The 18,685-nt window shown below is 73.6% G+C and carries 13 protein-coding genes; 10 read left to right on the top strand and 3 right to left on the bottom strand.

Going from position 1 to position 18,685, the window contains the following annotated elements:
- The 3 genes from EAO77_RS17910 to EAO77_RS17900 all read left to right on the top strand — a co-directional run.
- Window positions 1-7,731: non-ribosomal peptide synthetase (locus tag EAO77_RS17910; RefSeq protein WP_147989317.1), on the top strand; the 7,731-nt coding region annotated here is incomplete at its 5' end.
- Window positions 7,728-9,131: a DHA2 family efflux MFS transporter permease subunit gene (locus tag EAO77_RS17905; protein WP_147989278.1), complete on the top strand. Its 1,404-nt coding sequence runs from the start codon at window positions 7,728-7,730 to the stop codon at window positions 9,129-9,131. The genes EAO77_RS17910 and EAO77_RS17905, both read left to right, overlap by 4 nt.
- Window positions 9,131-10,216 (top strand): 3-deoxy-7-phosphoheptulonate synthase, encoded by a 1,086-nt coding sequence (locus tag EAO77_RS17900; RefSeq protein ID WP_222723672.1) that lies wholly within the window; start codon window positions 9,131-9,133, stop codon window positions 10,214-10,216. The genes EAO77_RS17905 and EAO77_RS17900 overlap by 1 nt, the downstream gene beginning before the upstream one ends.
- A gap of 147 nt (window positions 10,217-10,363) precedes the next feature.
- On the opposite strand, the gene EAO77_RS17895 is transcribed toward EAO77_RS17900, so the two are convergent.
- Window positions 10,364-11,311 (bottom strand): methionyl-tRNA formyltransferase, encoded by a 948-nt coding sequence (locus EAO77_RS17895; protein ID WP_147989276.1) that lies wholly within the window; start codon window positions 11,309-11,311, stop codon window positions 10,364-10,366.
- Window positions 11,312-11,577: 266 nt separating this feature from the next.
- Between EAO77_RS17895 and EAO77_RS17890 the strand changes: the two genes are divergently transcribed.
- Both EAO77_RS17890 and EAO77_RS17885 read left to right on the top strand, forming a co-directional pair.
- Entirely contained in the window at window positions 11,578-12,930 is a 1,353-nt protein-coding gene (locus tag EAO77_RS17890) for a lysine N(6)-hydroxylase/L-ornithine N(5)-oxygenase family protein (RefSeq protein ID WP_147989275.1), read from the top strand.
- 103 nt (window positions 12,931-13,033) lie between these two features.
- Complete coding sequence (locus EAO77_RS17885) at window positions 13,034-13,243, top strand: MbtH family protein (protein ID WP_147989274.1); 210 nt, start codon at window positions 13,034-13,036, stop codon at window positions 13,241-13,243.
- A 101-nt stretch (window positions 13,244-13,344) separates the two neighbouring features.
- Here the strand turns inward: EAO77_RS17885 and EAO77_RS17880 are convergent, their stop codons facing one another.
- On the bottom strand, window positions 13,345-14,601 hold the full coding sequence (locus tag EAO77_RS17880; RefSeq protein ID WP_147989273.1) for an MFS transporter: 1,257 nt from the start codon (window positions 14,599-14,601) through the stop codon (window positions 13,345-13,347).
- A gap of 143 nt (window positions 14,602-14,744) precedes the next feature.
- Here EAO77_RS17880 and EAO77_RS17875 point away from each other — a divergent pair, with 143 nt between their 5' ends.
- From EAO77_RS17875 to EAO77_RS17865, 3 genes are all read left to right on the top strand, one after another.
- The gene (locus tag EAO77_RS17875; protein WP_147989272.1) at window positions 14,745-15,629 is read left to right on the top strand and encodes a winged helix-turn-helix transcriptional regulator; all 885 of its coding nucleotides are present in this window, start codon (window positions 14,745-14,747) and stop codon (window positions 15,627-15,629) included.
- A gap of 145 nt (window positions 15,630-15,774) precedes the next feature.
- Complete coding sequence (locus EAO77_RS17870) at window positions 15,775-16,215, top strand: VOC family protein (RefSeq protein ID WP_147989271.1); 441 nt, start codon at window positions 15,775-15,777, stop codon at window positions 16,213-16,215.
- A gap of 184 nt (window positions 16,216-16,399) precedes the next feature.
- A complete protein-coding gene (locus EAO77_RS17865) occupies window positions 16,400-16,987 on the top strand; it encodes a hypothetical protein (RefSeq protein WP_147989270.1) in 588 nt (195 codons plus the stop codon).
- Window positions 16,988-17,085: 98 nt separating this feature from the next.
- Here the strand turns inward: EAO77_RS17865 and EAO77_RS17860 are convergent, their stop codons facing one another.
- A complete protein-coding gene (locus tag EAO77_RS17860) occupies window positions 17,086-17,532 on the bottom strand; it encodes an ATP-binding protein (RefSeq protein ID WP_147989269.1) in 447 nt (148 codons plus the stop codon).
- A gap of 382 nt (window positions 17,533-17,914) precedes the next feature.
- Here EAO77_RS17860 and EAO77_RS17855 point away from each other — a divergent pair, with 382 nt between their 5' ends.
- Together EAO77_RS17855 and EAO77_RS17850 are read left to right on the top strand one after the other, a co-directional pair.
- Window positions 17,915-18,277 (top strand): STAS domain-containing protein, encoded by a 363-nt coding sequence (locus EAO77_RS17855; protein ID WP_261994006.1) that lies wholly within the window; start codon window positions 17,915-17,917, stop codon window positions 18,275-18,277.
- Window positions 18,278-18,512: 235 nt separating this feature from the next.
- Window positions 18,513-18,685, top strand: a 173-nt coding sequence (locus EAO77_RS17850; protein ID WP_222723675.1) for a phage holin family protein, incomplete at its 3' end; no start/stop codon positions are given.

Here is an 18,685-nt window from a genome sequence, read left to right as displayed (position 1 = left end):
CGCGTCTACGTGCTCGACGCCGCGCTGCAGCCCGTGCCCCACGGGACCCCCGGCGAGTTGTACCTCGCGGGCCCGCACCTGGCGCGCGGCTACCTGGGCATGCCGGGGGCGACCGCCGAGCGGTTCGTCGCCGACCCGTTCGGCGCCCCGGGCGAGCGGATGTACCGCACCGGCGACCGCGCGAGCTGGACACCGGGGAAGGGGCTGACCTACCTGGGCCGCGGCGACGGCCAGGTCAAGGTCCGCGGCCACCGCGTGGAGACCGGCGAGGTGGAGGCGGCGCTCGCCGCCCTGGACGGGGTCACCGCCGCGGCCGCCGCGGTCCGCTCGTCACGGCTCGTCGGGTACGTGGTCTCCGCCTCGGTCACCGGTGAGGAGGCCCGCGCCGCGCTCGCCGGCCGTCTTCCCGACCACATGGTGCCCGCGGCGGTCGTGGTGCTGGACGCCCTGCCCGTGACCGCCAACGGCAAGCTGGACCGCGCCGCCCTGCCGGCGCCCTCCGTCCAGGGCGGCGGACGGGAGCCGCGCACCGAGCGGGAGCGGCTGCTGTGCGCCGTCCTCGCCGAGGTGTTCGAGGTGGAGCGCGTCGGTGTGGACGACGACTGGTTCGCCCTCGGGGGCGACAGCATCACCGCGATCACCGTCAGCAGCCGGCTGCGGGCCCGGGGACTCGAACTGCGCCCCCGCGACCTGCTGGCCCGGCGCAGCTTCGCCTCCCTGGCCGCGTCGGCCGCCCTCGTGGGCGACACCGTCGAGCCCGAGGACGAGCCCACCGGACCGGTGTCCGCGCCGCCCATCGTGCGGGCGCTGCTGGACCCGCACCCCGACCTCGGCACCGTGGCCGGATACGCGCAGTGGACCGCCCTGCGCGTGTCCGTACCGCTCGCCCTCGCCGCGCTGACCGACGGCGTGCGCACCGTGCTCGACCTCCACGACGCGCTGCGCCTGCGAGTCGGCGCGGACGGCTCCCTGGAGGTGCTGCCGCGCGGCGCCGTGCGGGCGGCCGTCACCGAGAGCCACGGCGAGGACGCCCGTGCCGTGGCGGAGCGCCTCGCCGGCGAACTCGAACCGCGCACCGGGGATCTGCTGCGGGTGGCGCTCCTGCGCTCCGGCGACGGCGACGGCGACGACGGCGACGGCGACGACAACGACGACAACGACGACAACGACGACAACGACGACAACGACGACAACGACACACCCGACCGGCTCGTCGTCGTGGTGCACCACCTCGCCGTGGACGGCGTGTCCTGGCGCGTCCTGCTGCCCGACCTGCGCACGGCGTGCGAGGGCGGAACACCCGAACCCGCCGGGGCCTCCTGGCGCCGGCACGCCGAACTGCTGGCCGAGCAGGGCAGGTCGGGGGCCCGCCGGACGGAACTCGACCACTGGCGCACCGCCCTCGCCGCCTCCCCCCGCCTGGGCGACCGGCCGCTGGACCAGAAGCGGGACACCGTCTCCACCGCGCTCCGTTCCGTCACCCACGCCTCCCCCGAGGTCACCCGGGCGCTGCTGACGACGCTGCCCGCCGCCTACCGTGCCGGCACCGACGAGGTGCTGCTGGCCGCGCTGGTGCTGGCACTGCGCACCTGGGGCGTCTCCGGCGACGCCGTGACCGTCACCATGGAGGGGCACGGCCGGGAGCACCTCGACCTGTCCCGCACGGTCGGCTGGTTCACCGGCGAGTACCCCGTGCGCGTGGAGGCGGGCCGGGACGGCGACGTGCGGCAGCTGCTGCGCGCCGCGAAGGAGGCCAAGCGTGCCGTCCCCGACGGCGGTATCGGCTACGGCGTCCTCCGCCACCTCGACCCGGACGCCGGACCCGCGCTCGCGGCCACCCCTCCCCCGGACGTGCTGCTCAACTACCTCGGCCGTTTCTCCCCGCTGCCGGGGACCGGCTGGAGCCTTCCCGAGCGGGATCCGTTCTCGGTGATCGAGCCCGGCGCCAAGGCGCTGGAACAGGTCCTCGCCCTGAACTGCTTCGTCCACGAGGAGGGCGCGCCGCGGCTCGCCGTCGAGTGGACGGCCGCGTCCGGGGTCCTGGGCGCCGACGCCGTGGCGGGCCTCCAGGCCGCCTGGGACACGGCCCTGGAGACCCTCGCCGCCCACGCGCTCGGCGACCCGGGCGGTCTCAGCCCCTCGGACCTGCCGTTCACCGGCCTCGGCCAGGCCGCCATCGACGTCCTCGAAGCGGCCGCCGACGGCCCGGTCGCCGACGTGCTGCCCGCCACCCCGCTCCAGGTCGGCCTCTCCTTCCACACCCTCGTCCGCGACGAGGACGACACCGACGTCTACGTCGTCCAGGCCGTCACCACGCTCTCCGGCGAACTCGACCCCGAGCGGATGCGGCACGCCGCCCGTGAGCTGCTCCGCCGCCAGCCCGCGCTGCGCGTGTACCTCGCCCACGCCGGGGACGACGTGGTGCAGGTGGTGCCCGAGGACGTGGCGCTGGACTGGCGCCGCGACGACGACTTCGAGACGGCGGCCCGCGCCGAGCTGGCACGCCCCTTCGACCCGGCGCGCCCGCCCCTCGTCCGGTTCCTGCTCTCCCGGACCGGGCCGGGCGAGCACAAGCTGGTCATCACCAACCACCACGCCCTGCTCGACGGCTGGTCCATGCCGCTCGTCGGACGCACCCTGCTCGCCCTCTACGCGGAACTGGGCGGCGGCCCCGCCGTCCCCGCCGCGCCGCCGCTGTCGGAGTACTTCCGCTGGCTGAGCGGCCGGGACCACCGGGCGTCCCTGGACACCTGGCGCGAGGCGCTCGCCGGGCTCGACGACGCCACCCGTCTCGCGCCCGCGAGCACCGGCCGCGCCGTCGAGCGGCCGGGACGGGTGACCGTGCCCCTGGGCCGTGAGTTCAGCGACCGGCTGCGCGCCTTCGCGCGCGAGCGGGGCGTCACCCTGACGACCGTCCTCCAGACGGCCTGGGGTGTGCTCCTCGGCAGGCTCACCGGCCGTCGTGACGTCGTCTTCGGCTGCCCGGTGTCCGGGCGGCCGGCCGAGGTCGACGGCGTCGAGTCGATGATCGGGCAGCTCGGCACGACGATTCCCGTACGCGTCCGCTTCTCCCAGGACCTGACGGCCCGAGAGCTGCTGGGCGAGGTGCACGCCGAGAGCGTCCGGCTGGCCGACCATCACCATGTGGGCCTGCCCGCGATCCAGCGGGCGGCCGGCATCGGCGAACTCTTCGACACGATGCTCGTGATGGAGAACTTCCCGCTCTCCAGCCGGAAGCGCACCGAGCTCACCCCGGGACTCGACCTGACCGGCGTCGACATCACCGACGCCACCCACTACGCGCTGACCGTGATCGTGATCCCCGACGACGAGATCACCGTCGGACTCGGCTACCAGCCGCACGCCTTCACCGAGGAGACGGTGCGCGCCTACGGCCGCTGGCTGCACAACCTGCTGCGCGAGATCACCGGCGATCCCGCCCGCCCGGCGATCGGGCTGCCCGTCCTCGACGGGGACGAACGCGCGCGCATGCTGCACACCGGCACCAGGTACCTGCCGGCCGGGGAACGCGGCCACTGGCTCGACGAGTTCGCGGCACAGGTGGCCCGCAGGCCCGGTGCCGAGGCCCTGGTCTGCCGGGACCGCAGCCTGACCTACGCCGAACTGGACCGGCAGGCCAACCGGGTCGCGCACGCGCTGATCTCCTCCGGCGTGCGCCCCCAGGACCCGGTGGCCGTCCTGCTCGGACGCGACATCGAGATGACGGTGGCACTGTTCGGCGTCGTCAAGGCAGGTGCCGTGTACGTGCCCATGGATCCCGAGTACCCGCGGGACCGGCTGGCGTTCATGTTCGACGACATCGCCCCGGCCGCCGTCCTGTCGACCGGTGCCGAACTGCCCGTCGACCGTGGCATCCCGGTGCTGCGGCTCGACGACCCGGCCACCCTGGCAGCCGCGCCGGACACCGACCCGGCACACGCCCGCACCCGTCTCACCGACGACGCACTGGCCTACGTCATCTACACCTCCGGAACGACCGGCCGCCCCAAGGGCGTCGGCGTCACCCATCGCGGCGTGCCCGACCTGATCGCCCTCCAGGAGGAGGTCGTGGGGGTCACCGAGCGCGACCGGTACCTGCACTTCGCGTCCACCAGCTTCGACGTCGCGTTCTGGCAGACGATGGTGCCGCTGCTCTCCGGCGGCACGTCGGTGATCGCACCCGAGGAGGTGCGTATCCCCGGCGACGAACTGCTCGACTACATCGTCGAGCACCGTGTCACGGGCGTGAACCTGCTGCCCTCGTTCCTCGCCGCCATGCCCGACGACCGGACCGTCCACCCCGACGTGTTCTTCGTCGTCGGCGCCGAGCGCCTCGACCCGGAACTCGCCCGGCGCTGGGGCACGGGCCGCAGGGCGCTCTTCAACGCGTACGGCCCGACCGAGGTCACCATCAACTCGGTCACCTGGCACTACGACCCCGACGACGAGGGCCCGCTGCCGATCGGCCTGCCCGACCCGGGTGTCCGCGCCTATGTGCTCGACGGCGGACTCCAGCCGGTCGGCACCGGGGTCACCGGCGAGCTGTACCTCGCCGGTCCGAGCCTGGCCCGCGGCTACCTCGGCCGGCCCGGCCTCACCTCCGCCGCCTTCGTCGCCGACCCGTACGGCCCCGCCGGGACACGCATGTACCGCACCGGCGACCTCGTGCGGTGGCGGTCCGACGGACAGCTGGTCTTCCTCGGCCGCGCCGACCACCAGATCAAGGTCCGCGGCTTCCGGGTCGAGCTCGGCGAGATCGAGTCCGCCCTCACCCGTCACCCCGCGGTCCGCGCGTGTGCCGTGGTGCTCCGCGACGGCCGGCTCGTCGCCTACGTCATCCCCGCGGACGGCGCCCGGCCGGACCACGCCGGGATCCGGTCCTTCCTCGCCGGCCACCTGCCCGACCACATGGTGCCGGCCGCGTTCGTGGACATCGACCGGCTTCCGCTGAGCCCCAGCGGCAAGCTGGACGCGGCCGCCCTTCCCGCCCCCCGGACCGAGTCCACCACCCGGCGCGCACCCGCCGGCGCGGCGGAGGCGGCGCTGCTCGGCGTCTTCCGGGACATCCTCGGCAGCGACGACATCGGCCTCGACGACGACTTCCTCTCCATCGGCGGCGACAGCATCATCGCCCTGCAGATCGTGTCCCGGGCCCGGCGTCTGGGCCTCGGGCTCAAGGCCCGCGACGTGTTCGACGGCGGGACCGTCGCCGGGATCGCCGCCCTCGGCCGCGCCCTCGGCGCGGGCGAGGCGCCCGCGGTCGGCGACGCGCCGCTGACCCCGCTCATGCGGAGCCTGCTGGACCGCGCGGGCACCGCCGCGGACGGCTTCTGCCAGTGGGTGGAGATCTCGGTCCCGCCCGGCGGCGACGAGGAGGGCTGGCGGACCGTCCTCGACGCGGTCCTGACCCGGCACGACGTGCTGCGCGCCCGGCTGGCCGACGACGTGCTGCGCGTCCCGCCGCCCGGAGCCGTCACCGGCGCCGACGTGCTCAGCCGCGTCGCGGCGACGGGGGATCCGCGCGCACAGGTCGACGCCTGGGCCGCCGCGGTCCGCGACTCCATGGACCCGCGCACCGGACCGCTGCTGCGCGTCCTGTGGGTGGACGCGGGCCGGGAGCGGCCCGGCCGGCTCGTGCTCGCCGCCCACCACCTGGCCGTCGACGGTGTGTCCTGGCGTGTCCTGCTGGACGACCTGCGCCACGTCCACGAGGGCGGGACGCTCGACCGGCACGGCCAGTCCTTCCTCGGCTGGTCGCGGAGCCTGCGCGAGGCCGACCGCCGGGACGAACTGCCGCACTGGCGGCGGATGACGGCCACCGAGGCGCTCACCGGACCGCTCGACCCCGCCCGGGACACCGTGGCCACCGCCCGGCACCACGAGATCCGCCTCGGCACCGACACCACCCGATCCCTGATCACGACCCTGCCCGCCGCCCACCGCACCACCCCGGACGCCGTGCTGCTCACGGCCCTGGTCCGGGCGGTGCACGCCTGGCGCGGCACGGCGGAGCTGCTGGTCGCGCTGGAGAGCCACGGGCGTCCGGCGCAGGTCGACCTGTCCCAGACCGTCGGCTGGTTCACCGCCGTCCACCCCGTGCGGCTCGCCGCCGCCGACGACGTGACCACCGTGGCCCAGCGGCTCCGTGCCCAGGGCGACGGTCTCGGCCACGGCATCCTCACCACGGCGGGGCTGCTGGACCCGGTCGCACCGGAGGTCGCCTGGAACTACCTCGGCCGGTTCCCCGGCGCTCCCGCCGAGGAGACGCCGTGGCAGGCACCGCCGGACGCGAACCCCCTCGGTTCGGGCGGCTCCGGCGTCCTGCCCCTGCCGCACGCCCTGACGGTCGACGCCCTGGTCCGCGACGACGCCCTCGGAGTGCGGATCACCTGGCCGTCGGCGCTGTTCACGGATGCCGGGATCGAGGAGTTCGCCGAGCACCTGCGCGGCGAACTGCTGCGCATCGCCACCGCCCCGGAGGCCCTGGCCCTCACCGGCGACCGTCCGGTGCGCGAGGTCCAGCCGCTGACCCCGCTCCAGGAGGTGATGCTGCGGCACTCGCGCACCGAACGCCCCGACCCGTACACCGTGCAGTCGGCGTTCACCCTCGCCGGACCGCTCGACACCGACGCGCTCCGGGCGGCCGGTGCCGACCTGGTGGCCCGTCACCCGAACCTGGGCGCCGTCTTCCCGGCGGACCTCGGTGTCGTCCCCGAGGCCGCTGCGCCCGGCTTCCGGGTCAGCGACGGGCCCGCGGAGGAGGTGCTGGCGGCGGATCTCGCCGAAGGCTTCGACCTCGCGGAGGGACCACTGCTGCGCCTGACCGTCATCCGGCGCGGCGAGGACCTCGCCGACGTGGTGACGACCAGTCACCATGTCCTCTCCGACGGCTGGTCGGCGCCGCGCATCCTCACCGAGCTGTTCGCCCTCTACACGGCCCGGGTCAACGGCGGGGACCACGGACTGCCGGCGCCCGTGCCGTTCACCCGCTACCTGGACTGGCGCGCCGCCAACGAGCCCGACCTCGCCGCCTGGAGCGCCGAACTGGACGGCCTGCCCGAGGGCGGGCACTTCCCCGGCGAGGCGGGCGCGGCCTGGCAGGAACCCGAGGTGCTCACCTTCGACGCGGAGCTCGTCGCCCGTCTCGGCCGGCTCGCCGCACGGCGCGGCCTGACCCGCAACACCCTGGTGCAGGGCGCCTGGTCGGTGCTGCTGGCACGGCGGGCGGGCCGCGCGGACGTGTGCTTCGGCGCGATGGTCGCCTGCCGGCCGCCGGAGCTGGAGGGCGTCGAGGAGATCATCGGTCTGCTGGCCAACACGGTGCCCGTGCGCGCCAGGCTCGCGGGCACGCTCGCCGAGACGCTCACCGCCCTGCAGTCGGGGCAGCGGGCCCTGGTCGAGCACCAGCACGTCGCACTGCGCGACCTGGAACGCCTCACCGGACGCGAGCGGCTCTTCGACAGCATGGTGGTGTTCGAGAACTACCCGGTCGACCCGGACCGGCTCCGCGAGCCCGCCCCCGGGCTCACCGTCGTCGGCACCCGCTTCCGCGAGGCCACCCACCACCCGGTCACCCTCACGGTGATGCCGGACGGGGACGGCTGGACCGGCGTGCTCGCCCACCGGGCGGGGATCGACGTGACCGGCCTCGCCGGCGAACTGCTGGAACTGCTGCGCACCCTCGACGACCGGATGGACGAGGACGTGCTCGGCCTGCTGGAGCGCCGATGACCAGCGACACGAAGTCACCGGCCGGCGGGAAGGCCGACGGACGGGTGCTGGGGATCGCGTTCATCCTCGTCCTCGGCACCTTCATGGCGACGATCGACGCCACCATCGTCAGCGTCGGCATCGACACCCTCGCCGGGGAGTTCGGCGCCTCCGTCGCCGAGATCCAGTGGGTGTCCACCGCCTATCTGCTGGCGGTGGTCGCGGCAGTCCCCGCGTCCGGCTGGCTGGCCGGCCGCTACGGCGGGCGGCGGACGTGGATCGGCGCGATCGGTCTGTTCCTGCTGGGATCGGTGCTGTGCGCGCTGGCCTGGGACGCGGCGAGCCTGATCGTGTTCCGGATCGTCCAGGGCCTCGGCGGCGGGCTGCTGCCCGCCACCGGGCAGGCTCTGCTGGCCCGGATCGCCGGTCCGCAGCGGACCGGAAAGGTGATCAGCGTCGTCGCGATCGTGCCGATGCTGTCCCCCGTGTTCGGCCCGCTGGCCGGCGGCTCCCTCCTCGCGGTGGCGTCCTGGCAGTGGCTGTTCCTCGTCAACCTCCCGGTCGGGGCGGCAGCCGTCCTGCTGGCCCGGCGCTTCGTGCCCAGGGTCCCGCCCGCCGACGGGCGGACCCCGTTCGACCTGCGGGGTGCGGTCCTCCTCTCCCCCGGGCTCGCCGTCCTCGTCTACGGGCTGACCGAGCTCGCCGACGGCCGCGCGGTGCCCGCCGCGGCCGGGGTGTCGGCGGGGGCGCTGATGCTGGCCGGGTTCGTCGTGCACGGCCTGCGCACCCGGGCCGCCCCGCTGATCGACCCCAGGCTCTTCGCCCGTCCTCCGTTCGGCGCGGCCGCCCTGTCGCTGCTGGTCCTCGGCGCCTCCGTGTTCGGCACCACGTTCCTGCTGCCCCTGTACTTCCAGACCGGCCGCGGACTTTCGGCGTGGGAGGCCGGACTGCTGCTCGCGCCCCAGGGGCTGGGCGCCGTGGCCGGCTCCGTCCTGGTCAACCGCACCATCGACAAAGTCGCACCCCGGACGCTGGTGGTCTGCGGGATCGGCCTGATCCTCGTCGGCACCGTGCCGTTCACCCAGCTCGGTCACGACCTCCCGCACGCCGTCGTCGTGGCGGCGCTGGTGGTGCGGGGAACGGGGATGGCCATGATCGGCGCGCCCGTCATGAACATCGTCTACAGCCGCATCGAGCCCGTGCACCTCCCGCGTGCCGCGAGCGCGCTCAATCTGCTCAACACCGTCGGCGGTTCGGTCGGGACCGCGGCACTCGCCGTGGTCCTCCAGGACCGGCTCACCACCCGCGGCACGGACATCTCCCAAGCGTTCGCCGACACCTTCTGGTGGGTGTCCGCCCTCTGCCTGCTCGCCGCCGCCGGGGCGTCACGACTGCCCCGGACCAACGTCAGGACCTCATGATGCCTTCGTTCCCCCCGCAGGCCCCTCCCACCGCCGTCCAGCCCCTGCCGACCCCCGCGGACCCGGCCACCGCCGGTCCGCTGCCCTCACCGGCCGAACTCGCCCTGGAGTTCCCGCTGCCGCCGGAGGGCGCCGAGCGGATCGCCCGGCACCGGGAGACCATCGGCGCCGTCCTGGACCGGCGGGACCCGCGGCTGCTCGTGGTCGTCGGCCCCTGTTCCGTCCACGACACCGCGGCCGCCCTGGAGTACGCGGCCCGGCTCGCCGAGGCCGCGCTGCGGTTCGAGGACGACCTGGTGGTCGTCCTGAGGGCGTATCTGGAGAAGCCGCGCACCGTCACCGGCTGGACCGGGCTGCTCACCTCCCCGGAGTACGGCGCGGCGGGCGACCTCGACGCCGGACTGCGCCTCGGCCGGTCGCTGCTGACGGACGCGGCCGCCACGGGTCTGCCGCTGGCCTACGAGTTCGTCGACCCCGCCCTCGCGCCGTACGTGGCCGACACGGTGTCATGGGCCGCCATCGGCGCCCGGACCGTCGCCAGCCAGCCCCACCGGCACCTCGCGTCGTGGCTGCCGATGCCGGTCGGGATGAAGAACTGCGTCTCGGGCAGGCTGGACACCGCCGTCGCCGCCGTCCAGGCCGCCGCGCACGCCCACACGCTGCCCGCCGTCTCGTACGACGGACGGCTCACGACGCTGCGGAGCACCGGCAACACGTCGGCCCATCTGGTGCTGCGCGGCGGCCCCTCGCCCAACTACGACCGCGCAGGCGTGGCCCGGGCCCGTGCGGCGCTCGCCGCGGCGGGCCTCCCGGAGCGCGTCGTCGTGGACGCCTCGCACGGCAACAGCGGGAAGGACCACAACCGTCAGCCGGGCGTGGTCGCCGACCTGGCAGGGCAGATCGCCGGCGGTGACGCCTCCATCGCCGGTGTCATGATCGAGTCCTATCTGTCCGACGGGAGACAGGACCCCGGCGCCTCCCGCCCCCGGCCCGATCTCAGTGTGACCGACGCCTGCATCGGCTGGTCCCGTACGGTGCCGCTGCTCGACGCGCTCGCCGAGGCGGCCCGCAAGCGTGCCTCCTAGGGGTGTTGTCCGGCCTCTTCCGTGCGCCCCCGGGGACGTACGAAGAGGCCGGGTGCACCGGAGTGTTCCCCGGTGCCCCCGGCCTCGGGCGCGGGCCCTTGTGCCGTCCGGGCGGCGCGACCCGGACGGCACAAGGGCCCGGCGGTGTCAGGGCCTGGCGGTGAGGTAGCCGCCCATCGAGGTGAAGTACTCGGTCGCCGGCAGCTCGCGGCCGTCGTGGGTGCGGACACGTGTGAGGGCGAGGCCGTGGTTGCGGCCGGTGCGGGCGTCCGCGCCGGCGACGATCACGACGCCGTCGCCCTCGCGGTAGAAGATGCGGCCGGGGGTACCGCCGTAGCGGCCCCGGGAGACGGTGGCGGCGACGATCTCCAGACGGTGTCCGCGGTGGTGGGTGAACGCGCTGGGGTAGGGGGCGGACTGGGCGCGGACAAGGCGCTCGAGATCCTCGGCGGGCCAGTTCCAGTCGATGCGGATGTCCTCCTCGGCGCGCTTGTGGAAGAAGCTGGCCCGGCTGCGGTCCTGAGGGGTGAAGTCCGTGTCTCCCGAGGCGATGCGGTCGAGAGCGCCGATGGTGACGGGGGCGATGAGGTCGACGGTCCGGTGGAACAGGTCGGTGGCGGTGTCGTCGGGGCCCACGGGGACGGCCCGCTGGTCGACGATGTCGCCGGCGTCGAGTTCCTCGTCCATCATGTGGGCGGTGACGCCCACTTCCTTCTCGCCGTTGATCAGCGCCCAGATCAGCGGGGAGAAGCCGGCGTACTGCGGCAGCAGCGAGTCGTGGATGTTCAGGGTGCCGTGGCGGGGAAGTCCGTAGACGTGCGGGGGAATCCAGGTGCGCCAGTTGTTGGCGACGATGACGTCCGGGTCCGCTTCCTTGAGCAGGGCGAGGAGTTCCTCGTCGTCGGGGCGGTTGCGGATCACGACCGGGATGCCGTGCTGCTCGGCGAGATCGGCGACGGAGTCGCTCCAGATCTTCTCGTACGCGTGCTCGCTGCGGGGGTGTGTCACGACCAGGACCACGTCGTGCTCGGAGTCCAGGAGGGCCTGCAGAGTCCGGTGCCCCCAGGTCTGGTAGCCGAACATGACGACGCGCATGGTTTCTCCTCGGGACGACGAAAGATCACCTCAGTAAAGCAAGGCTTACCTAAGTAGGCAACGTCCCCCGGTTTCAGGTCCGTTCGGAGCGGTGACACCTCGATCTCCTGTCGACAGCGGCTCTTCAGTCAGGTTAGCCTTACCTAAGTTGACCTTCCCGCGCCGTGACGGCGCAACGGTTCCGATCCGTCCGTCCCCACCTCCGCGCACCCCGTACCGCCGTTCATCCGTACCCCGAGGCAGCAGCCCCGCACGATGGGAGTGACATGTCACAGGCCCTTCCTGACGACGCACCACCGATCCACGACCTCATCGGAATCGGCTTCGGGCCGTCCAATGTGGCCATGGCCCTGGCACTGGGCGAGCACAACGCCGGCGTCGGCAGGCAGGAAGCGGTCACCGCCCACTTCTTCGAGCGGCAGCCGTGTTTCGGCTGGCACCGCGGCATGCTGATCGACGACGCGACCATGCAGGTCTCTTTCCTCAAGGACCTGGTGACACTGCGCAATCCGGCCAGTGAGTACAGCTTCCTGTGCTACCTCCGGAGCAAGGGCCGGCTGATCGACTTCGTCAACCACAAGAACCTCTTCCCGCTCCGGGCGGAGTTCCACGACTATCTCGAGTGGGCCGCCGCCAAGGTCGACGACATGGTCTCCTACGGGCACGAGGTGGTCGCCGTGGAACCGGTGGTGCGCGACGGAGTCGTGGAGTACGTGGACGTCACGGCCCGCGCGGGCGACGAGACGGTCGTCCACCGCGCCCGCAACCTGGTGATCGGCACCGGGCTGCGGCCCCGGATGCCCGAGGGCGTCGAGCGGGGTGAGCGGGTCTGGCACAACAGCGACCTGCTGACGAAGGTCGAGGCCCTCGACGGCTCGGACCCGACCCGGTTCGTCGTCGTGGGCGCCGGGCAGAGCGCCGCCGAGAGCGTCGCCTACCTCCACCGCCGGTTCCCCGGTGCCGAGGTGTGCGCGGTCTTCTCCCGCTACGGCTACAGCCCCGCCGACGACAGCAGCTTCGCCAACCGGATCTTCGACCCCGCCGCCGTGGACGAGTACTACACCGCCCCCGATGCCGTCAAGCGCAAGCTGATGGACTACCACGGCAACACCAACTACTCCGTGGTCGACATCGACCTCATCGACGACCTCTACCGCCAGGCGTACCGCGAGAAGGTCCTCGGCACCGAACGTCTGCGCTTCCTCAACGTCTCCCGCCTCACCGGGGTCGAGGAGACCGGGGGCCGGGTCCGCGCCACCGTCACGTCCCTCGTCACGGACGAGCACACGACACTCGACGCGGACGTCGTCGTCTACGCCACCGGCTACAGCCCGGCGGACCCGCTGGGACTGCTCGGCGACCTCGCAGGTCACTGCGTCCTCGACGAGCAGGGCCGTGCCCGTGTCGAGCGCGACTACCGCCTCGCCACCGACCCCGCCGTACGGTGCGGGATCTACCTCCAGGGCGGGACCGAGCACACGCACGGCATCACGTCCTCCCTCCTCTCCAACACCGCGATCCGGGTCGGGGAGATACTCGACTCGATCGTCGGCCGCGGCCGGCGCACCGCCGGCGGCGAGCGCGCGGAGGCCGTCCAGGGCGTCGGCTCCCGCGGCTGAGCCCGGCCGGGGCGCGTGCGGCGCACGTCCCGCGACGCCCCCGGCCACCGCTCCCCCGGCACCTACCCCGACCGACCTCCCCATCCGCGAAGGAAGCATCCGCATGACGACCAACCCGTTCGAGGACCCGCAGGGACGTTTCCTGGTACTGGTCAACGACGAGAACCAGCACTCCCTCTGGCCCGCCTTCGCCGAGGTGCCCGCCGGATGGCGGTCCGTCTTCGGCGAGGACACGCGCGAGGCCTGCCTCGCGTACGTCGAGGAGCACTGGACCGACCTTCGGCCCGCGAGCCTGATCGCACGGCAGGGCTGAGCACCGCGACGCGGCAGGAACAGGCCCGGCCCGCACGCACCGGGCCGGGCCCCCCACGACCAGGAGGCGCCGAGGTCGGGGCAGCCCGGCGGGCGCGCAGGTCAGCCGAGGTCGCGGCGGCGGCCGACCGGACCCGTGAGCAGGTACAGCGGCGGCAGGAGCGCGGCCGCGGCCACCGCCCACAGAGCCGTGCGCGTCCCCCCGCAGGTGGCGAGAAGGCCGGCGGCGAGGGCGCCGAGCGGCTGGGCTCCCCAGGAGACGAAGCGGACGGTGGCCATGACACGGGAGAGGAGTTCGGGCGGGGACTCGGTCTGACGGTGCGTGCGGGTGGTGATGGATCCGATGACCACGCCGAAGGAGAAGCCCGCGTTGCCGAGGGCGAACCAGTAGGCGTCGGTCGCGGACGTGGTGAGCGGGGCGAGCAGGGCGGCGGCACCGCCGGCCAGGGCCGCCCCGACGAGCGACCTGGCGGTGCCGTACCGCCGGGAGAGGCGGACCGCCACCAGGGATCCGGCGAGCGCGCCGACCCCGTCCATGGAGAGCACCAGGCCGAGTTGCACCGGCGTCAGCCCGGCCTCCCGGACCAGATAGAGCGGGGTCAGGGCGAGCAGGGCGGCGCAGACGAAGTTGGTGGCGGTCGCCCAGAGCATGCAGGGCATCATCACCGGGTGCCGCGTCACGTACGTCCAGCCCTCGCGGATCAGGCGCAGTGCGCCGTCCCCGGTGCGCGCGGGGGGACGGCGTTCGGGCAGGGTGCGCAGCAGCAGGGCGGAGAGCAGGTAGCTGACCGCGTCGGCGAGGAGCGCGCCGACCGGGCCGGCGGCGTGCACGAGGAGGCCGCCGCCGGAGGGCCCCGCGGTCTCGGTGACGGCGTGCGTGCCGGACATCAGGCTGTTGCGGGCGGCGAGCCGACGGGCAGGGACGATGGCGGGCAGGAAGGTCGAGTTGCCGATGTCGAACAGCACGGTCGCGGCGCCGGTGACCAGCGCGGCGAGCAGCAGGTGCGGGTAGCCGAGCCGGTCGAACCACCAGGCGACCGGGAGGGAGCCGACGGCGCCGAACCGTACGAGGTCGAGGGCCACCTGGAGACGGCGGAGCGGGACGCGCTGGGCGATCACTCCGGCCGGGAGGCTGAGCAGCAGCCAGGAGATCTGTCCGGCGGCGGCGAGCAGGGCGGCCTCCAGCGCGGTGGCGTCGAGGACGGCGAGGGCGATCAGGGGGAACGCGAGCGAGGTGACGGCGGTGCCGGTGCTGCTGATCGTCGAGGCGGCCCAGTAGCGCCAGAACTCCGCGGGGGGCGAGGTCGCGTGCCGGGTGATGCGGCCTTGTCGCTCCGGGACCGTCGGCGTCTCGTTCATACGGCGTCCACCCCAGGTGAGTTTCTTTAGGGAACTTACGTCTCTCCGAGTCAGTTCCTATCCGGAACTGACGGCATGGCGCAAGATTGTTCCGAGGACTGGTGCGAGGACCGGACGGTTCATCCGGAAAAGTCAGGAGACCCATGGCCAGGTCGGTGCCCGAACGGGACGCCGCCTGCGCGATTGCGCAGGCGGCAGCGGTGGTCGGCGACTGGTGGAGCCTGCTCATCGTGCGGGAGACCGCACGCGGGCACTGCCGGTTCGACGCGCTCCAGGAGGAACTGGGGATCTCCCGGAAGGTGCTGTCCGAACGCCTCGCGCACCTGGTGGACGCGGCCGTTCTGGAGAAGGTGCCGTATCAGAGCGGTCCGGTGCGTCACGAGTACCGGCTGACGCGGAGCGGGCGGGGGCTGCTGCCCGTGCTGCTCTCGATGCAGGACTGGGCCGACCGCTGGCTGCTCGGCGACGGCTCGCTGAGCGGCACGGCGGACGAGGACAGCGCCGAGGCACGGCGTGTGGCGGGCCTGGTGGGCGAGTCGCTCCCCCACCTGGACCTGCCGGCGCACCGGGACGGCGAGCCTCTGGATCCCGTGGCCGGGGCCGCGGCCACCGTCCTGTTCTGCTACCCGGCCACCGGAAGCCCCGGCCCCTTGCCGGACGGCTGGGCGGGCATCCCGGGCGCCGTCGGCTGCACGCTGGAGAACAGGCTCTTCCGGGACGCGTACGACGACTTCCGCGCGGCGGGCGCCGAGGTGCGCGGCGTGAGCACGCAGCGCCCGGACGAGCAGCGCGTCTTCGCGGTCGAGGAGGACATCCCTTTCCTCCTGCTCTCGGACGTCGACCTGCGCCTGGCCGCCGCCCTCCGGCTTCCGGTGTTCCGCGCCGGGCAGGCACTGCGGCTGAAGCGGGCCGTCCTGGTGGTGGACCGTGAACGCGTCGTCCGCCTGGCCCGCTTCCCGGTGACGGACATCCCGGGAGCGGTGCGCGAGGCGCTGGCGGTGTCACGGCAGGTGGCGGCCGGGAGCTGACGCCGCGGGCGCGGGGCGGTCGGCGCAGGCGGAGCCGGCGGCCGCGAGGACCGCTCACGCGGATGTCGAGAACGTGCCGGCGGCTCCGTCCCGGGAACGTCGGCGACGGCCGCCACCGGCCGTACGAGGAGAAGGAGAGACAGGCATGGGTGTTCAGCGGATGGACAACGTCGGCATCGTCGTCGAGGACATGGAGGCGGCCATCGCGTTCTTCGTGGAACTCGGCATGGAGCTGGAGGGCAGGACGGAGGTCGAGGGCCCGGTCGCCGACCGGTGCACCGGACTCGACGGCGTCCACTGCGACATCGCGATGGTCCGGACCCCGGACGGTCACAGCCGGCTGGAGCTGGCGCGGTACCGCAGCCCCGCGGTGATCGACGACGGGCCGCGCGACCGGCCGCACAACGTCCTGGGCACGCACCGCGTCATGTTCGCCGTGGACGACCTGGAGGCCACCGTCGCCCGCCTGCGCCCCCACGGCGCCGAACTCCTCGGCTCGATCGCCCGGTACGAAGACAGCTATCTGCTCTGCTACCTCCGCGGCCCGGCGGGCATCATCGTCGGACTGGCCGAGCAACTGCGCTGAGCAGGAGGGCCGGACCAGGCAGCCGCCCGGCCACCGAGGTGGCCGACTGCCCTGGGCGGCCGTCCGCGCGGAGCGGCAGCGTGCAACGACCGGTCAGGGGCGGCATTCCCGTCGCGACCTGAGCGTCTTCGGCGGGCAGGCGGGTGTGTTGGTGAGCCGCGGAGGCGGCGGATAGCGTGCGGGCATGGCGATGACGACGAAGCGGCGGGTCCTGTATCGGCAGGGCACCGGATTCTGGCGGATGACGGCGAAGTGGGCTGCGGTCTTCGGGGCGCTGTACCTGCTGGACGGCGGGCTGCTCCGGTCGTGGGGTGACGCGCTGGTCTGGCCGTTGATCGGGATCCTGCTGTGGGTGCCGTTCGGGATAGGTGTCGTCTGGTACCCGAAGAAGGACCAGCGGGTCGAACTGACGGCACGTGAACTGCGCGTACGGCGCAAGCGGCTGCCGATGGACAAGGTGAACCTGCTGCATGTGGCCCGGCTGTGGCTGGAGGGGCGGTCGACCGCGGACGAGCAGCCGGTCGGGGAATGGCGCCGGTTCGACCGGGTGGTGTGGGTGCCGCTGCTGGACGGCCGGGCGTTCGGCGTGGAGTTCCGCGACCCGGCCGCGTTCGCCACGGTTTTCGGCGCCTTCGCGATCGAGGCGTGCGGCGGGCCCGACATGGTGCGCGCGAGGGCCGCGGCGGAGACCTACCCGGAGCCGCGCCCGATGCGGGCCCGCTCGGCCCGGGACGACGGCTCCCGGCTGGACGTCCTCGACCTCTTCACCTAGCGCTGCCGCCTCCGGGCCGCGTCCGGAACAGGGGCGGATGGTCGGCGGGGCGAGGGACGACAGGCCGCGAGCCCCCGCCGGCAACGGCGCGAGAGGCCCTACGCGTCGGTCAGGGCGATGCGGGCGGTGATGCGTTTGCCGACCGGCTCCTGCTCGATGTGGAGATGTTCGGTGACGGCTTTGACGATCTCCAGGCCATGCTGGCCGACCCGGCCGGGGTCGGCCGCGCGGGCGGCCGGGACGACGGGGTTGCTGTCCCACACGACGACGTCCACGGCGCCGGCGGCGATGCGCAGTTCCATGAGTATCGGACCGGGGGCGTACTTGTAGGTGTTGGTGACCAGCTCGCTGACCACGAGCTGGGTCAGGTCGACCGCCCGCTGGGTGAGGGGCACGCGATGGTGGGTGCGGGCCTGTTCGAGGAAGGCGGTGGCGTGGTGGCGGGCTTCGGCGATGCAGCCGCCGTCGCCGCCCAGCGCGAAACCGGCCCGCAGCGTCTGCTCGCCGTGCGCCGGACAGTCCTCGCCGTCCGATCCCACCGACATCTCCTTCGTCCCCGTCGATCCATCCGCCGGGTACCCCCGGCAGAGCCGTGCATGCGGCGGTGCACGTCGGCTCCCTTGCCCGTGCGCACCGGCCCGCCCGCCCGGGCGACGGCACCTGCGGCCCGCGCCCGAAGGGACAGCCTAGAGGCAGCCGGGGACATGGCGGCCGCGATCGGGCGCACAGGGCCCTTCGAACAGGTCTCCCCGTACACACGGCCGCCACCGGCCACGCCGCGGCCGGCACGGCACAGGGGACCCGCGACGCCGGGAAACCGGCACGGGCCGAGAACCGGGCAGCCGGCCGGGGTGCCCCGTGGGGCGCGGATGCGACACAATCGTCCAGTCCCCCTGTCCCGGGAGGCGTCAGCACATGCGAGGAGACGTGACCATCACCCAGCGGCCCGAGTCACCCCGGCGGTTCTCCTTCACCACGTCCACCAGGGACGGCGTCCATGTGGTGAGCCTGCGCGGGGAGATCGACCACGACGCCACGGGCATCGTCGACGCGGCCCTCGTGCCGGGTGACGGCGCCGGCCCCGGGGTCGTGGTCGACCTCGCCGAGGTGACGTTCATGGACTCCAGCGGCATCAACATCCTCGTCACCGCCTACCGCAACGCCATCGACACCGGTGGGTGGTTGCGTATCGCGGGAGCGCAGTCACCGGTGCTGCGCGTTCTGCAACTCGTCGGCGTGGACACGATCATCGCCTGCCATCCCGACGTCGACCACGCCCTTCGGTCCTGACGGAGCTGGGGCGCGGATCGAGCGCCATCAGCGGGGCGACCGCATCGAGCCGGCCCGTGCGGGGGTGCGCCGCCCCGGAGGCGAGCGAATACGACATTCGCGACTTACGTGCATAGGTCAGGGCATGCCGGGTACGCAGAGGCGTCAGGGGCGAGGGCCGGCGGCGAGGACCGCAGCCGGCCACGGCGCCCGACGACGATGTCCGCGACTGCCGATGTCCGCACGGGAGGCAGCGATGAACCGATTCTCGAACCCGGCGGCGCCGCGCGGCGACGAGTCCGTGGGGGAACTCGTCCAGCAGGTGTCCGACCGGATGACGCAACTGGTGCGGGAGGAGTTCGCCCTCGCCAGAGCGGAGATGCAGGAGAAGGGAAAGCGGCTGGGACGGGGTGGGGGTCTGTTCGGAGG

It is taken from the genome of Streptomyces sp. T39 (assembly GCF_008042045.1).
GTDB lineage: Bacteria > Actinomycetota > Actinomycetes > Streptomycetales > Streptomycetaceae > Streptomyces.
This window is presented reverse-complemented; position numbering and strand designations above follow the sequence as displayed.

Excerpts from the sequence above, each read along its gene's own strand:
- EAO77_RS17905 (WP_147989278.1), top strand. The coding sequence starts at position 7,728 with ATGACCAGCGACACGAAGTCACCGGCCGGCGGGAAGGCCGACGGACGG.
- EAO77_RS17900 (WP_222723672.1), top strand. The coding sequence starts at position 9,131 with ATGCCTTCGTTCCCCCCGCAGGCCCCTCCCACCGCCGTCCAGCCCCTG.
- EAO77_RS17895 (WP_147989276.1), bottom strand. The coding sequence starts at position 11,311 with ATGCGCGTCGTCATGTTCGGCTACCAGACCTGGGGGCACCGGACTCTG.
- EAO77_RS17890 (WP_147989275.1), top strand. The coding sequence starts at position 11,578 with ATGTCACAGGCCCTTCCTGACGACGCACCACCGATCCACGACCTCATC.
- EAO77_RS17885 (WP_147989274.1), top strand. The coding sequence starts at position 13,034 with ATGACGACCAACCCGTTCGAGGACCCGCAGGGACGTTTCCTGGTACTG.
- EAO77_RS17880 (WP_147989273.1), bottom strand. The coding sequence starts at position 14,601 with ATGAACGAGACGCCGACGGTCCCGGAGCGACAAGGCCGCATCACCCGG.
- EAO77_RS17875 (WP_147989272.1), top strand. The coding sequence starts at position 14,745 with ATGGCCAGGTCGGTGCCCGAACGGGACGCCGCCTGCGCGATTGCGCAG.
- EAO77_RS17870 (WP_147989271.1), top strand. The coding sequence starts at position 15,775 with ATGGGTGTTCAGCGGATGGACAACGTCGGCATCGTCGTCGAGGACATG.
- EAO77_RS17865 (WP_147989270.1), top strand. The coding sequence starts at position 16,400 with ATGGCGATGACGACGAAGCGGCGGGTCCTGTATCGGCAGGGCACCGGA.
- EAO77_RS17860 (WP_147989269.1), bottom strand. The coding sequence starts at position 17,532 with ATGTCGGTGGGATCGGACGGCGAGGACTGTCCGGCGCACGGCGAGCAG.